14 protein-coding genes are annotated in these 14,668 nt (G+C 72.6%); 4 read left to right on the forward strand and 10 right to left on the reverse strand.

The annotated features are described in order from the left end of the window. Positions 1–29 precede the first annotated feature (29 nt). Positions 30–734 (forward strand): TetR/AcrR family transcriptional regulator, encoded by a 705-nt coding sequence (locus ACNKF0_RS05305; protein WP_416956384.1) that lies wholly within the window; start codon positions 30–32, stop codon positions 732–734. Between the two features lie 59 nt (positions 735–793). Here the strand turns inward: ACNKF0_RS05305 and ACNKF0_RS05310 are convergent, their stop codons facing one another. After that, positions 794–1,234 (reverse strand): MarR family winged helix-turn-helix transcriptional regulator, encoded by a 441-nt coding sequence (locus ACNKF0_RS05310; RefSeq protein ID WP_416956386.1) that lies wholly within the window; start codon positions 1,232–1,234, stop codon positions 794–796. A 105-nt stretch (positions 1,235–1,339) separates the two neighbouring features. Between ACNKF0_RS05310 and ACNKF0_RS05315 the strand changes: the two genes are divergently transcribed. Together ACNKF0_RS05315 and ACNKF0_RS05320 are read left to right on the forward strand one after the other, a co-directional pair. Next, complete coding sequence (locus ACNKF0_RS05315; protein WP_416956388.1) at positions 1,340–1,846, forward strand: sigma factor; 507 nt, start codon at positions 1,340–1,342, stop codon at positions 1,844–1,846. A gap of 8 nt (positions 1,847–1,854) precedes the next feature. Continuing rightward, a complete protein-coding gene (locus ACNKF0_RS05320) occupies positions 1,855–2,112 on the forward strand; it encodes an ANTAR domain-containing protein (protein WP_416956390.1) in 258 nt (85 codons plus the stop codon). On the opposite strand, the gene ACNKF0_RS05325 is transcribed toward ACNKF0_RS05320, so the two are convergent. The 8 genes from ACNKF0_RS05325 to ACNKF0_RS05360 all read right to left on the reverse strand — a co-directional run bounded on the left by ACNKF0_RS05325 (position 2,061) and on the right by ACNKF0_RS05360 (position 12,861). Then, positions 2,061–2,279, reverse strand: a complete 219-nt coding sequence (locus ACNKF0_RS05325; RefSeq protein ID WP_416956392.1) for a hypothetical protein — start codon at positions 2,277–2,279, stop codon at positions 2,061–2,063. The genes ACNKF0_RS05320 and ACNKF0_RS05325 overlap by 52 nt on opposite strands. A gap of 122 nt (positions 2,280–2,401) precedes the next feature. After that, on the reverse strand, positions 2,402–4,093 hold the full coding sequence (locus tag ACNKF0_RS05330; RefSeq protein ID WP_416956394.1) for an FAD-binding dehydrogenase: 1,692 nt from the start codon (positions 4,091–4,093) through the stop codon (positions 2,402–2,404). Next, positions 4,090–4,719 carry a TetR/AcrR family transcriptional regulator gene (locus ACNKF0_RS05335; protein ID WP_416956396.1) on the reverse strand — a complete coding sequence of 210 codons (630 nt, stop codon included), beginning with the start codon at positions 4,717–4,719 and terminating at the stop codon, positions 4,090–4,092. The genes ACNKF0_RS05330 and ACNKF0_RS05335 overlap by 4 nt, the downstream gene beginning before the upstream one ends. 112 nt (positions 4,720–4,831) lie before the next feature. Further along, positions 4,832–6,613 carry an acetyl/propionyl/methylcrotonyl-CoA carboxylase subunit alpha gene (locus ACNKF0_RS05340; protein WP_416958429.1) on the reverse strand — a complete coding sequence of 594 codons (1,782 nt, stop codon included), beginning with the start codon at positions 6,611–6,613 and terminating at the stop codon, positions 4,832–4,834. A 74-nt stretch (positions 6,614–6,687) separates the two neighbouring features. After that, positions 6,688–9,231, reverse strand: coding sequence for an AMP-binding protein (locus ACNKF0_RS05345; protein ID WP_416956398.1), 2,544 nt, complete (start codon positions 9,229–9,231; stop codon positions 6,688–6,690). Continuing rightward, positions 9,228–10,280 (reverse strand): ABC transporter ATP-binding protein, encoded by a 1,053-nt coding sequence (locus ACNKF0_RS05350; RefSeq protein WP_416956400.1) that lies wholly within the window; start codon positions 10,278–10,280, stop codon positions 9,228–9,230. The genes ACNKF0_RS05345 and ACNKF0_RS05350 overlap by 4 nt, the downstream gene beginning before the upstream one ends. Beyond that, positions 10,277–11,770, reverse strand: coding sequence for an ABC transporter permease (locus ACNKF0_RS05355; protein WP_416956402.1), 1,494 nt, complete (start codon positions 11,768–11,770; stop codon positions 10,277–10,279). Before ACNKF0_RS05355 ends, ACNKF0_RS05350 begins: the two co-directional genes overlap by 4 nt. Positions 11,771–11,832: 62 nt before the next feature. Further along, positions 11,833–12,861, reverse strand: coding sequence for an iron ABC transporter substrate-binding protein (locus ACNKF0_RS05360; RefSeq protein ID WP_416956404.1), 1,029 nt, complete (start codon positions 12,859–12,861; stop codon positions 11,833–11,835). A 136-nt stretch (positions 12,862–12,997) separates the two neighbouring features. Here ACNKF0_RS05360 and ACNKF0_RS05365 point away from each other — a divergent pair, with 136 nt between their 5' ends. Continuing rightward, entirely contained in the window at positions 12,998–14,197 is a 1,200-nt protein-coding gene (locus ACNKF0_RS05365) for an acyl-CoA dehydrogenase family protein (protein WP_416956406.1), read from the forward strand. A 21-nt stretch (positions 14,198–14,218) separates the two neighbouring features. On the opposite strand, the gene ACNKF0_RS05370 is transcribed toward ACNKF0_RS05365, so the two are convergent. After that, entirely contained in the window at positions 14,219–14,554 is a 336-nt protein-coding gene (locus tag ACNKF0_RS05370; protein WP_416956408.1) for a YnfA family protein, read from the reverse strand. Positions 14,555–14,668: the final 114 nt, after the last annotated feature.

Consider the following 14,668-nt stretch of genomic DNA (forward strand, 5'->3'; position numbering starts at 1 on the left):
GGCGCTCACAGATGTGGCACCATCGGCTCATGGACGACACGGCATCGACGCCTCGCAGCAGGGCTCGCGAACAGACGATGCGCGACATCGTCCGCATCGGCCGTGAGCACCTGGCGACCGAGGGGGCCGCGGCGCTGTCGCTGCGGGCCGTGGCGCGCGACCTGGGCCTGGTGTCGTCAGCGATCTACCGCTACGTCGCCAGCCGCGACGAGCTGCTGACCCTGCTGGTGGTCGACGGCTACGACGAGCTCGGCGACGCCGTGGATGCCGCCCTCGAGCCGGTCGACCGCGACGACCACGCGGGCCGGGTCGTCGCGATCGCCCGCGCGACCCGCGTGTGGGCGCTGGCTGAGCCGGCGACGTATGCCCTCCTCTTCGGCAGCCCGGTGCCCGGCTACGAGGCACCCGCCGAGCAGACCACCGGCCCCGGCACGCGCGTCGTCGGTCGGCTCGTCGAGGTCTGGGAGGACGCGTGGCAGGCGGGGGCGATCTCGCTCGACGACGCGCCGCTCACCCCGCGACGCCTGTCCCGCGACCTGGCGCGCATCCGCAAGCAGATGGGCCTGACCGCCCCCGACCGGCTCGTCGTGCGCGGGCTCTTCGCCTGGGCGGCGCTCTTCGGGTGCGTGTCGTTCGAGGTGTTCGGGCAGTACGGCGCCGACACCTTCAGCGAGCCCGGCGACCTCTTCGAGCACCACGTGGCGGCGCTCGTCGAAGCCGTGGGTCTGGCGTAGCTCGAGCACGCAACCGCACGATCCGCGTCAGGCTGTCGCCCGCGCAACGCGCCGGCTCGTCACGCGGGGGGCGAGACCCTTGCGGTGAGGACCCGCAGGGTCTCCTGCAGCTCCGCGAACTCCTGTCTCCCGAGGCCGAGCTGGTCCACCATGTCGCAGTGGATCGCCTCCGCGTGCCGACGCAGGGACTCGCCCTTGCCGGCCAGCGACACGACGACGAAGCGCTCGTCCGCGTTGTCGCGACGGCGTTCGACGAGGCCTCCCGCCTCCATCCGCTTGAGCAGCGGGGTCAGCGTCCCGTGGTCCAGGCGGAGCTGGGCGGCGAGGTCGCGGACGGTGCAGCTCTCGTGCTCCCACAGGACGATCAGCACGAGGTACTGCGGGTAGGTGATGCCGAGCCGGGTGAGGACCGGGCGGTAGGCCGCAGTCACGGCCCGTGATGCGGCGTACAGGTCGAAACACAGCTGCTCGTCCAGCGGCGGTGCCTTGATCGTCCCCATGTCGCGCCATTCTGCCCTACGCATGTATCTTGTGCACAAGTGGTTTGTGCACGAGGCACCATGCCGCAGTCGGGGTCTGGGAGGGCACCTGTGGCTACACGAGCGATGCCGAGAGCAGGAGCCGGTCGCGCAGGACCGCTGGAACGGCTCCTCGTCAGGTCCGGCAGCGGTGACGCGGAGGCGTTCGCCGAGCTCTACGACCGCCTCGCTCCACGCGTCTTCGGCATGGTCACGTGCCTGCTCCGGGACGAGGACGCCTCGGAGAGCATCACCCGCGAAGCGTTCATCGAGGCGTGGCGCCGCGCGCCGTCCTACGACCCGTCCCACTCGAGCGCCGCGGCCTGGATGCTCGTCATCGCCCACCGGATGGCCGTACGAGCCGGTCGCCTCTCGCCGCGCGCGGTGGGGCAGGCTGCACCGGCTCCCCGTATCGACGACTCGGTCCTGCTGGCCGCCGGCCTCACCCACGCTCAGTCCCACGCCGTGCAGCTGGCCTGGTTCGACGGGCTCGACCACAGGCGGATCGAGGAGGAGCTCGACTCCGCCGAGCCGGCCACCACGCTGATCAACGAGGCGTTGAGGTCGCTGGCACCGATCGGTCCGCGGCTGTGAGGTCGAGCGTGACCGCAGATGGGATCGAGGACAACGACCGGCTCGTTCGCGCGCTCGAGGCGGCGGGGGTGGAGATCGACCACCTACGGGTCGCACTCGGTCGCCGCCTGGTCATCGGCCAGGCGCAGGGCGTGCTGATGGAGCGACTCGGGATCGACGCCGGCCAAGCCTTCGACTACCTCAAGCGCATGTCGAGCCAGCGCAACCAGAAGGTCTACGTGATCGCGGAGGACATCGTCCGCACGCGAGAGCTGCCCGGCCTGTGAGACGCACGGAGACGCACCGGGACGTAGAGCCCGACGGTCAGCAACACCGCGACCGCGGAGACCAGCGGGGCGATCATCGCCAGCACCCAGGCTCCGACCACCAGGACGCCGAGCGTGGCGGTCGCGTCGACAGCCGTGCCGCGGATGGTGGAGGGGTGGTTGCTCACCCATCCACTGTGAGCGGGATCCCTGGCCGGCGCCGCCCACGGGAACGCCAGATCGGACGTAGTTTCACCCGCAACCGCACACGTCAGCCGCGGTCCGTGTCACCAGTGCGGCGAACCCTCGATCAGCGCGCCAGCGCCCGGCCCACGGCTCGGCCGGAGAAGATGCAGCCGCCGAGGAAGGTGCCCTCGAGCGCGTTGTAGCCGTGGACGCCGCCACCGCCGAAGCCGGCGACCTCGCCGGCGGCGTACAGGCCGGGGACCCGGCTGCCGTCCGCCGCCACGCACTGGCCGTCGAGGTCGGTCTCGAGCCCGCCGAGCGTCTTGCGCGAGAGGATGTTGAGGCGGACGGCGATCAGCGGGCCGTGCGCCGGGTCGAGGATCCGGTGGGGCCTGGCGACGCGGATCAGCTTGTCCGTACGGCTGCGGCGGGCGTTGTGGATCGCCATGACCTGGACGTCCTTCGTGAAGGCGTTGTCGACCTGCCGGTCGCGCGCGACGATGTCCCGCTCGAGGTCGTCGAGGTCCAGTTCCGGACCGCGGGCGATCTCGTTCATCCCGGCCACCAGCTCGGCCAGGGTGTCGGCCACGACGAAGTCGACGCCGTGCTCCTTGAAGGCCTCGACCGGGCCGGGAGCGCCCTTCGCCAGCCGGCTCTGCGCCAGGAACTTCAGGTCCTTGCCGGTGATGTCGGGGTTCTGCTCGGAGCCGGAGAGCGCGAACTCCTTCTCGATGATCGACTGCGTGAGCATGAACCACGAGTAGTCGTGCCCGGTGGCCAGGATCTGCTTCATCGCGCCGATCGAGTCCGCGCCGGGGACGCCGGACATGCCCTCGAGCCGCTTGCCGTTGGCGTCGAACCACATCGACGACGGGCCGGGCAGGATCCGGATCGCGTGGTCGGGCCACACGGGGTCCCAGTTGTGGATGCCCTCGACGTAGGCCCACATCCGGTCCCGGTTGACCATCGTCGCGCCCGCGGTCTCGGCGATGCCCTGCATGCGGCCGTCGACGTGCGCGGGGACGCCGGAGATCAGGTGGGTGGGCGCGGCGCCGACCCGCGCGGTCGGCCAGCTGCGCCGCATGAGCTCGTGGTTGTGGCCGATGCCGCCGGAGGTGACGACGACGGCCGGTGCGCGGTGCTCGAACTCGCCCACGGCGTCGCGGTTGGACCTCACGCCGCGGGGGGCGTCGTCGTCGGCGAGCACGGTCCCGCGTACGCCGACGACCGCGCCGTCCTTGACGACGAGCTCGTCGACCTGGTGGCGGAAGGCGAGGCGTACGAGCCCGGCCGTCTCGGCCTGCTGGACCGGCTCGGCGAAGATGCGGACGACCTCGGGTCCGGTGCCCCAGGTGAGGTGGAAGCGGGGGACCGAGTTGCCGTGGCCGGTCGCGCGTCCGTCGCCGCGCTCGGCCCAGCCGACGAAGGGGAGCGAGCGGAGGCCCAGGGCGCGGAGGTAGTCGCGCTTCTCGCGGTGGGCGAAGTCGACGTACGCCCTCGCCCACTGCTGCGGCCAGAAGTCCTCACCGCGGCCCGGGCCGTCGGTGCCGTCGCCGAGGCGGTCGAACTGCGCCGAGCCCTGCCAGTCCTGCCAGGCCAGCTCGGGGGAGTCGGAGATCCCCATCCGGCGCTGCTCGGGGCTGTCGACGAAGAGCAGCCCGCCGAGCGACCACCAAGCCTGGCCGCCGAGGTTGTCGCGGTTCTCCTGGTCGAGCACCAGCACGCGCTTGCCGGCGAGGGCGAGCTCGTGGGTGGCGACCAGCCCGGCGAGGCCGGCGCCGACGACGATGGCGTCGGGGGTGAAGTCGGGGGTCATGACGGTTCCTCGGGGTAGTGGCTGACGATCATCTCGGCGAGCAGGTGCAGCGCCCGCTCGACGGTGCGGCCGGGTGCGGCGGCGGGGTCGGGGTCGAGGGCCGAGAAGGCCAGCCCGTCGAGCATGTTGACCACGATGCTGAGGACGGCGGGGAGGTCGTCGGCGGAGAGCCGGTCGCCCCACAGGGCGCCGGCGACGTCGAGCATCTGCGCCTGCAGCAGCTCGCGCGCGGGCAGCAGCGCGTCGCGCAGGTCGGTGTCGGCGCGGGCCGCGACGAGGAGCTCGCGCCAGGTCTGGTTGGTGGGGGAGAGGACTGCGGCCCGCAGGTGGGCCAGCACGTCCGCCACGTCGTCGACGGTGACGACCGCCGCGCCCTCGGTCGTGGTGCGGAACGCCTCGACGTTGCGGGTCGCCACGTGCTCCGCGGTCGCGACCAGCAGCGCCTGCCGGGTCGGGAAGTGGCGGAAGAGCGCCCCCTGGCTGACGCCGGCCTCCGCGCAGACCGCGGCGGTCGAGGTGGCGGCGTACCCCCGCTCGGTCAGGCACGTGACGGTCGCCTCGAGCAGTGCGCCGATGGTGCCCTCGCGGCGCTGCGCCTGCGTACGCCGTTCGCGGGTCGTGGTCACGGCATCAGTCTCACATAAAAAGTGAGCGCTTGCTATCTATATGCTGTGGCGGGACGGGACGTCATGGGAAAGCGAGGTCCGAGCCACCGATTCCCATGACGTCCCGGAGGGATCAGTCCTTGATCTCGCAGATGACCGCGCCGTTGGTGACGGTGGCGCCGACCTCGGCCTGGAGCCCGGCGACGGTGCCGGCCTTGTGGGCCTTGAGGGGCTGCTCCATCTTCATCGCCTCCATGACGACGACCACGTCGCCCTCGGCGACCTCCTGGCCCTCCTCCACGGCGACCTTGACGATGGTGCCCTGCATGGGCGAGGTGACGGAGTCGCCGGAGGCAGCGGCGCCGGCCTTCTTCGCCGACCGCTTGCCGGCCTTCTTCGCACCGTTCGCCGCGCCGGCTCCCCCGGAGGGGGAGAGCCCGCCGAGCCCGGCGGGCAGGACGACCTCGAGCCGGCGGCCGCCGACCTCGACGGTGACCTTCTGGCGCTCGCCCTGCTCGTCGGCCTCGCCCGCGTCGCCGGAGTAGGGCTCGATCTGGTTGTCGAACTCGGTCTCGATCCACTGCGTGTAGACGGTGAACTCGCCCTCGCCGGTGGGCGTGGAGGCACCGACGTAGGCCGGGTCGCGGACGACTGCGCGGTGGAACGGGATGACGGTGGGCATGCCGTCGACGACGAACTCGTCGAGCGCGCGGCGCGAGCGCTCGAGGGCCTGGGTGCGGTCGCGGCCGGTGACGATGAGCTTGGCGATCAGGGAGTCGAACGAGCCGGGGATGGTCTCGCCCTGGTCGTAGCCACCGTCGAGACGTACGCCGGGTCCGGCCGGTGCGTGCCAGCGGGTCAGCGTGCCGGGGGCGGGCATGAAGTTGCGGCCGCCGTCCTCGGCGTTGATGCGGAACTCGATCGAGTGCCCGCGGATCTCGGGGTCGTCGTAGCCGAGCTCCTCGCCGGCGGCGATGCGGAACATCTCGCGCACGAGGTCGATGCCGGTGACCTCCTCGGAGACGCAGTGCTCGACCTGGAGGCGGGTGTTGACCTCGAGGAAGGAGATGGTGCCGTCCTGGGCGACGAGGAACTCGCACGTGCCGGCGCCGTGGTAGCCGGCCTCGGTGAGGATGCGCTTGGACGAGGCGTAGAGCTCGCTCATCTGCTCGTCGGTGAGGAACGGCGCGGGGGCCTCCTCGACGAGCTTCTGGTTGCGTCGCTGCAGCGAGCAGTCGCGGGTCGAGACCACGACGACGTTGCCGTGCTGGTCGGCCAGGCACTGGGTCTCGACGTGGCGGGGCTTGTCGAGGAACTTCTCGACCAGGCACTCGCCGCGACCGAACGCGGTGACGGCCTCGCGGACGGCGGACTCGTAGGCGTCGGGGATCTCCTCGAGCGTGCGGGCGACCTTGAGGCCGCGTCCGCCGCCGCCGAAGACGGCCTTGATCGCGACCGGCAGGCCGTTGGCCTTGGCGAACTCGACGACCTCGTCGGCATCCTTGACGGGGTCCTTGGTGCCCGGCGCGAGCGGGGCCTTCGCCTTGTCGGCGATGTGCTTGGCCCGGGCCTTGTCGCCCAGCGCCTCGATCGCGGCCGGCGGGGGACCGATCCAGATCAGCCCGGCGTCGATGACGGCCTGGGCGAACTCGGCGTTCTCGGCGAGGAAGCCGTAGCCGGGGTGAATGCTGTCCGCGCCGGACTTCTCGGCGATCGCGATGATCTTGGCGATGTCGAGATAGGACTCGGCCGGCGTCGCCCCGCCGAGGGAGTGCGCCTCGTCGGCGAGCCGCACGAAGAGGGCGTCGCGGTCCGGGTCGGCGTAGACGGCGACAGAGCCGATGCCGGCGTCCTTGCAGGCGCGGATGACGCGGACGGCGATCTCGCCGCGGTTGGCGATGAGGACCTTCTTCAAGCTCACGCGAGGACTCCTGACGGGGACACTGGGTCGGCGGCCGCGGTGGCCGGAGGGGCGTACCGCTCGGCAGGCTACCGCGCTCCGAGCACCGCGCGACCGACTGCTTGGTGCACGGGCCGTACGACGCGCGCGTAGGCGATCCCGACTGTGAGCGACGCCACAAGCGCGAGCCACTGGTGGCCGGCGTCCTCGAGCGCTGGATAGACCTGCCAGTGGGTGAGGTAGATGAAGAGGCTGGCGCCGGCGAGCACGCCTGCGGCCCGGGCGAGCAGGGGCGTGACCGGCAGCTGAGGACGCCACAGCACGAGCAGGAAGCCGCCGAGCACGATGACCTCGCGGTGCACCTCGCCGAAGAACCCGGCGACCAGGACGAGAGCGAGTGCGGAGACGAGCGCGCGCTGGCGGGTCGTCTCCGCCCGCGCGCCCGCCCACCCGAGGGCGAAGAAGAACGCGACGACGAGCGTGGTGTAGCGCTCGGTGGGGCCGGCCCGCAGGCCGACCTCGGCGATCCGCGCCGCGGTCGCGACGGCGAGGACCGCGAGCGCGAACCGGAACGGCGTACGACGCTCCAGCCGGTGCAGCACGGGCAGGGTGGTCGCGGCCAGGGCGGCGGCGGTGAGCCACACGAGCGACTCGAGGAACCACAGCTGCCACTGGTCGTCCCACTCCGAGCCGTTGACCACCTCGCGGACGAACAGGACCGTGGTGAGGTCGTAGCTGCCGAGCACGAGCGCGACGCCGCCCACCCACAGCACCGCCGGGACGACGAGCTGGGCCAGGCCGGAGAGGCCGTGGCGCAACCGGTCGCGGGCGCCGCCGGGTGCGGAGAGCTGGAAGCGCGCGAAGTTGAACCCGGCGAGCGCGAGGAGCAGGTGGGCGCCGCCCTCGAGGCCGACGAGGTCGACGTGGCTGGCCACGATCATCACGATCGCGAGCGCCCGCAGCGCGACGGACGTGTCGAGGCGGGTGCGCGGGCGCCGGCGATCGTCGCCCGCCAGCTGCTCGAGCTCGCCGATGCTCCGCACGTGCCACCCGGCAGGCGGCCCGCCGGGGAAGTGGTGGGCGAGACGGGTCGCGAGCTCGACGTAGGAGAGCGAGTCGCCGCCGAGGGAGACGAAGGAGTCGGCGTCGGTGGCGTCGGGGCGGCCTAGCACCCGGACGACGTCGGCGCGCACGGTGCGGCCAGCCCCGGCGGACGCGTCCGGGGCGCCGTCCTCCTGCTCGACCTGCGTGGCGAGGTCGGCCAGGGCTGCGTAGTCGGGCTTGCCGCTGCTCGTGTGCGGCACCTGCGGAACGACGGAGACCTGCACGGCGTGCGGAGGGACGCCGCACCGGTCGGCGACGAGCGAGATGGCGGCGGCACGGCGGCGGCCGTTGGTCACGAAGGCGTGGACGGACCGCCCGGTGGCGACGACCCGGGCGTGCCGGTCGACGTCGGCCCGGAGGGTGCGCTCGACGGCGTCGAGGTCGATGCGCAGCCCGAAGACCTTGCCCCAGCGGTTGCGTCGCCCGACCACCTCGAAGAGGCCGCCCCGCTCGCTGGCGAGGTCGCCGGTGCGCAGCTCGGTCGTGACGCGCGGGAGGGCCAGGTCGGCAGGCTCCTCGGCGTAGCCGAGCATCACGTTGGGGCCGGAGTAGACGAGCTCACCGACGCCCGGGCGGTCGTCGACCGACTCGTCGAGACGGAGGTGCCCGCCGGGGATCGCGACGCCGATGCTGCCCGGGTGCCCCTCGGCGAGGTCGGGGGGCAGCCACGCCATCCGCGCGGTGGCCTCGGTGGCGCCGTACATCACCACGAGGTCCCACCCGCGGCTGCGGCCGAACCGGCTCCAGCGGCGTACGTCGTCCGGCGCGAGCCGGCCGCCGGCCTGGGTCACCCGGCGCAGGGTGGGGAGGTCACGGTCCTCGAAGCCGCTGGCTGCCAGCAGGTCGAAGGTGTGCGGCACGCCGGCGAGGCCGGTCACACCCGTGCGCGCGGCGAGGTCCCAGAAGCACTCGTCGACGACGCTCAGGTCGGTCAGCACGACGCTGGCGCCCACGACGAGGTGGGAGTGCAGGACCGACAGGCCGTAGCAGTAGTGCAGCGGCAGTGTCGTGGCGGCGCGGTCGGTGGGGGTGAGGTCGAGGTAGTCGGCGATCGCGGCGGCGTTGCTCGCGACGTTGTCGCGCGAGAGCCGCACGAGCTTGGGCGATCCGGTGGTGCCCGAGGTGCTCAGCAGGAGTGCGAGGTCGGGGTGGAGGTCGTGCGCGCCGGCGGTGCGTCGTACGTCGTCGCGCGCGCCACTCGTGCAGACGATGTCGGGGTCGTAGGCGGCGACGGTCGCGTCGCGCTCGGCGGGGCGGCCGTCGGGGACGACGAGGGCGACGTGACCGTGCTGGAGCGCCGCGAGGTAGGCGACGAGCGAGTCGAGGTCGTTGGCGCCCTCGACCAGCACCAGCCGGCGGGCCGGGCCCCACGTGGCCGCGCGGTCCGCCACGCGTCGGGCGAGGTCGGCGTGGGTGAGGACCTCGTCGCCGGCGACCACCGCGGGGGCGGTGCCGAAGCGCGCGTGGTCGAGGACCGGTCCGACCCTCGTGGACCGGTCGAGCGCGGGCTGGGACGAGGTGAGGGTCACTCCGCGCCTGCCGGGTGGTAGGCACGGACCAGCCCGGTCACGCGCAGGTGCACGACGTCGCCGGGGCCCGGGTGGCGCACGCCCGCCATCCGCGCGAGCACCGAGGTGCCCTCGTCGAGACGGACCTGCACGGCGCAGTCGTGGCCGTAGTAGCTGACCTCCTCGACCGTGCCGCGGACGCCCTCGTCGTGGGCGAGGTCGACGAAGACCTGCTCCGGGCGGATCATCAGCGCGACCGGCCCGGTGGTCGGCTCGGTCAGCACGACCTCGCCCAGCGCGCACGTGGCACGGGCGTCGGTGGCGGTGCCCGGCAGCACCACGGCGCGGCCGACGAACTCGGCGACCTGCGGGTCGGTCGGGGAGAGGTAGACCTCGCTCGGCGGGGCCGACTGCACCAGCCGGCCGGCCCGCATCACGGCGACCTGGTCGGCGAGCGAGAGCGCCTCGTTCTGGTCGTGGGTGACGAGCAGTGCGGTGGTGTTGGTCGCCTCGAGCGCGCGCCGCACGGCCCGCGCGGTGCTGCCGCGCAGGCTCGCGTCGAGGGAGGAGAACGGCTCGTCGAGGAGCACGACGGCGGGCTGCGGCGCCAAGGACCGGGCCAGCGCGACGCGCTGCTGCTGGCCGCCGGACAGCTCGTCGGGACGCCGGTCGCGGAAGTCGGCGGGCAGCTCGACGAGGTCGAGCATCTCGGCCACGCGGTCGCGTCCCTGACCGCCGCCACGTGCCTCGCGCGGCAGGCCGAACGCGATGTTGGCAGCTACGTCGAGGTGGGGGAAGAGCGCGCCCTCCTGGGGCACGTAGCCGACCCGCCGCGCCTGCGGGGCCACCGGGCGCACGCCGTCGCCGGCGACCGTCGTGTCGCCGAAGGCGATGCTGCCCGACTCGGGGAGGAGGAAGCCGGCGATGAGCCGCAGCAACGTCGTCTTGCCGCAGCCCGACGGCCCGAGGACCGTCGTGAAGGAGCCGTGCGGCACGTGGAGGGTGACGTCGTCGACGGCGCGGGTCGCGCCGAACGACTTGGTCACCCCGGTGACGGAGACGGAGGTCATGCCGGGATCCTTTCCGTCTGGTTGGCCGGTGAGTCGGTGCGCATCAGCAGCACGGTGGCGGGGATGGAGACGAGCACCAGCAGCAGCGCGTAGGGAGCGGCGGCGCCGTAGCGGAGCTCGGAGGACGCCGACCAGAACTCGGTGGCGAGCGTGCTGGTGCCGATGGGGGAGAGCATCAGGGTCGCGGTGAGCTCGGTGGAGATCGCGAGGAAGACCAGCGCCGCTCCGGCCCCGAGGCTGGGCGCGATCAGCGGCAGGGTGACCCTGCGGGCGGTGGCGAGCGGGCCGGTGCCGAGGCTGTGCGCGACGTCGTCGAGCACGGTCGGTGCCTGCTCGAGCCCGGCACGGACGGTCACCACGGCTCGCGGCAGGAAGAGGATGACGTACGCCGCCACGAGCAGCGCGGCGGTCTGGTAGACGCCCGGCACGAGGCGCAGCGAGGCGACGACCAGCGCGAGGCCGACGACGATGCCGGGCAGGGCGTTGGCGATGTAGGTGCTGCGCTCGATGACGGTGCTCGCCCACCCGCGGTGGCGGACGGCCAGCCAGACGACCGGGATCGCCGCGAGCGTCGTGACGACCGCGCCGGCGAGGGCGAGGGCGACCGTCGCGACGAGCGCCTCGGCCAGCTCGGCCAGCGGGAACTCGGTCGACGTGCCGACGAGGAGCCAGCGCACGAGGGAGTAGGCGGGGACGCCGATGGCGAGGGCCACGACGGTTCCGGCGGCGGCGAGGGCCGGCCAGCGCCAGGGGCCGAGCGCGAGGGGTACGGCGTGCCGGGCGGCGCCGCGGCCCAGCCGGGCGTACCTGCGGTTGCCGCGCAGGCGCAGCTCGGCGAGCAGCAGGACGAGGCAGAGCAGGACGAGCACGCCGGCCATCGCGGTGGCGGCGGTGCCGTTGAAGGTCGAGCCGTACTGGTCGTAGATGGCGGTCGTGAACGTCGGGAAGCGCAGCAGCGACAGCGCGCCGAACTCGGCGAGCAGGTGCAGGCCGACCAGCAGCGCACCGCCGAGCACGGCCGGGCGCAGCTGCGGCAGCACGACGGTGCGGAAGGTGCGGGCGCGCGAGTGGCCGAGCGACCACGACGACTCCTCGAGCGCGGGGTCGAGGCGACGGAGCATCGCGACGACCGGGAGGTAGACGAGCGGGTAGTAGGACAGCGTGACCACGGTGAAGGCGCCGGAGAACCCGTGGACGCTGCGGTCGAGCGAGACCCACGCGTAGCCGTTGACGAAGGCCGGGACGGCGAGAGGGGCGACGAGGAGGCCGTGCCACAGGCGGCGCCCCGGCAGGTCCGTGCGCTCCACGAGGACCGCCAGCGCGACGCCGAGCACGGCGGTGGCGGCCATGCAGGCGGTCGCGAGGGTGACGGTGTTGCGCAGCAGCTCGGCGATGCGCGGACGGGCCAGGAGCTGCCAGAGGTCGACCGGTCCGATGATGACCACGTAGGTGGCCACGTAGAACAACGGCACCAGCGCCAGGAGCGCCACCGCCGCGCCCGTGACGAGCAGCGGGAGCGGCGTACGACGCCCGGACCGGGCAGGGGACGTGGTCAGAGGAGGCCTGCCGCGGTCATCAGCTCGGTCACCTGCGGGCCGTTGAGGGCGGCCACGTCGACCGCGGGCGGCTCGAGCTCGTCGAAGGGCTTGACCTCGGGGGCGAGGCTCGCGTCGGGGTTGAGCGGGTACTCCAGGGCGTAGGACTCCGCCATCGCCTGCTGCGCCTCGGTGCCGGTCAGCCAGGTGACGAACTCCTCCGCGGCGTCCTGGTTCTCGCTGCTGGCGAGGATGCCGGCGCCGGAGATGCTGAGGAACGCGCCCGGGTCCTGGTCGCCGAAGAAGTGCAGCGCCGAGGAGTCGGAGTCCTCGCCGTTCTCCTGGCGGTCGCGGTACCAGTAGTAGTGGTAGGCGATGCCGGCGTCGACCTCACCGGAGTCCACGGACTGCATCACCACGAGGTTGTTCTGAACGATCACGCCGTTGGCCTTGAGGCCGGCGAGCCAGTCGGCCGTGGCCTCCTCGCCCTCGAGCTCGAGGACGGCGGACACGATCGCCTGGAAGTCGGCGCCGGTGGGGGAGAAGGCGACGCGGCCCTGCCACTCCGGGTCGGCGAAGTCGAGGATCGAGGCGGGCATGTCGGCCTCGGTCATCGTGTCGGTGTTGTACATCGCGACGGTCGAGCGGGCGAGGAAGCCGGTCCACGTGCGGTCGGCCGGGACGTACTGCTCCGGGATCGTCGCGGTGGCCGACTCGGGCAGCTCGGCGAACAGGCCGGCGTTGTCGACGATGCTCATCGCGGGGGAGTTCTCGGTGAGGAACACGTCCGCCGGGGAGTCGTCGCCCTCCTCGACGATCTGGTTGGCCATCTCGAGGTCCTTGCCGCTGCGCAGCTCGACGTCGAGGCCGGACTCCTCCTCGAAGAGCGGGACGATCTCGTCGAGCAGCTGCTCGTGCTGGGCGTTGTAGATGACGAGGTCGGGGGACCCGAAGACGCCGCACCCCGACAGGGTGGAGGCGGTCAGGAGGGTGGCGGCCAGGGCCACACTGGCGCGCGTGGTCGCGCGGCGCGGGGAAGTCGTCACGGGGGCGTCCTTACTTTGCTTAGGCTCGCCTAACTCTAGACCCGGACGACGTCTCCCGAGGAATTGCGTCCGTCACACCGCCTGGCGCTCGCCCGGGGGTTAGCGATCGCTAACCTGCGGCGCTAGTCTGCGAGGCATGACCTTCGAGCTGTCCCCCGAGCACGAGCAGTTCCGCCGCAGCGTCCGCGACTTCGCCGAGGCCGAGATCGCGCCGCACGCCGCGCAGTGGGACCGCGACCACCACTTCCCGACCGACGTGGTCCAGAAGATGGGCGCGCTGGGCCTGATGGGGCTGACCGCCCCGGAGGAGTTCGGCGGTGCGGGGATGGCCGGCGAGGACGGCGGGTTCACCTCGCTGTGCCTGGCGATCGAGGAGATCGGTCGCGTCGACCAGTCGATGGGCATCACGCTCGAGGCGGCGGTCGGGCTGGGGATCAACCCGATCCTGACCTACGGCACGGACGAGCAGAAGAAGACGTGGCTGCCCGACCTCGTCTCCGGCCAGAAGATCGCGGGCTTCGGGCTCACCGAGCCCGGCGCGGGCTCGGATGCCGGGGCGACGAAGTCCAAGGCCGTGCTCGAGGGCGGCGAGTGGGTCGTCAACGGCGCCAAGCAGTTCATCACCAACTCCGGGTCGTCGATCACCTCGCTGGTGACCGTGACGGCGCGCACGGGCGAGCGGGCCGACGGGCGTCCGGAGATCTCGACGATCATGGTCCCGTCCGACACTCCCGGCTTCACCGCGGAGAAGGCGTACGACAAGCTCGGCTGGCACGCCTCCGACACCCACCCGCTGTCCTTCTCCGACGCCCGGGTGCCCGAGGCCAACCTGCTCGGGGAGCGCGGTCGCGGCTACGCCCAGTTCCTCGCCACGCTCGACGACGGCCGGGTCGCGATCGCCGCGCTCGCGGTCGGCTGCATCCAGGCGTGCCTCGACATGTCGGTGCAGTACGCCGGTGAGCGGCAGACCTTCGGCGGCCCGATCGGGCGCAAGCAGGGTCTCGCCTTCCAGGTCTCCGACCTGCAGGTGATGCTGGACGCCTCGCGGCTGCTGACCTACAAGGCGGCGGCGATGAAGGACGCGATGGACGCCGGCTCCTCGTCGGTCACCACGGCGTCGTTCAAGCAGGCGGCCGCCGTGGCGAAGCTCTACGCCACCGAGTCGGCGGTCACCGCGACCCGGATCGCGACCCAGGTCTTCGGCGGCTACGGCTTCATGGAGGAGTACCCGGTCGTCCGGTTCTACCGCGACGCCAAGGTCCTCGAGATCGGCGAGGGCACCTCGGAGGTCCAGCGGATGCTCATCGCCCGCGGTCTCGGCCTGCCGGTCGAGTGAGGCCGGGCCCCGCCGCTCCGCTCAGGCGGACCGCGGGGCGTACATGATCACCGCGACGCCGACCAGGCAGATCAGCGCGCCGCCGACGTCGTAGCGGTCGGGTCGGAAGCCGTCCGCGACCATCCCCCAGGCCAGCGAGCCGGCGACGAACACGCCTCCGTACGCCGCCAGGATCCGCCCGAAGTGGGCGTCCGGCTGCAGGGTGGCGACCAGGCCGTAGAGGCCGAGGGCGATGAAGCCGGCGCCCACCCAGACCCAGCCCCGGTCCTCGCGGATGCCCTGCCAGACCAGCCACGCACCACCGATCTCCGCGATCGCGGCCAGGGCGAAGAGGGCGAGCGACGCGACGACGGTCATGGCGGGAGTCTGTCAGGAGGCGGGTTCCCGGTCCGTCCGGTCGGCTCGATGCCAGTGGGGAAGATCGAGCCGGCCATGTCAGGGCAGGTTTCCCCGCTCCTGGTCGGCCCCGAA

The sequence above is a fragment of the Nocardioides sp. T5 genome, assembly GCF_048161455.1.
Lineage (GTDB): Bacteria > Actinomycetota > Actinomycetes > Propionibacteriales > Nocardioidaceae > Nocardioides.

Coding starts and splice junctions, on each gene's coding strand:
- ACNKF0_RS05305 (WP_416956384.1), top strand. CDS start 30: ATGGACGACACGGCATCGACGCCTCGCAGCAGGGCTCGCGAACAGACG.
- ACNKF0_RS05310 (WP_416956386.1), bottom strand. CDS start 1,234: ATGGGGACGATCAAGGCACCGCCGCTGGACGAGCAGCTGTGTTTCGAC.
- ACNKF0_RS05315 (WP_416956388.1), top strand. CDS start 1,340: ATGCCGAGAGCAGGAGCCGGTCGCGCAGGACCGCTGGAACGGCTCCTC.
- ACNKF0_RS05330 (WP_416956394.1), bottom strand. CDS start 4,093: ATGACCCCCGACTTCACCCCCGACGCCATCGTCGTCGGCGCCGGCCTC.
- ACNKF0_RS05350 (WP_416956400.1), bottom strand. CDS start 10,280: ATGACCTCCGTCTCCGTCACCGGGGTGACCAAGTCGTTCGGCGCGACC.
- ACNKF0_RS05365 (WP_416956406.1), top strand. CDS start 12,998: ATGACCTTCGAGCTGTCCCCCGAGCACGAGCAGTTCCGCCGCAGCGTC.
- ACNKF0_RS05370 (WP_416956408.1), bottom strand. CDS start 14,554: ATGACCGTCGTCGCGTCGCTCGCCCTCTTCGCCCTGGCCGCGATCGCG.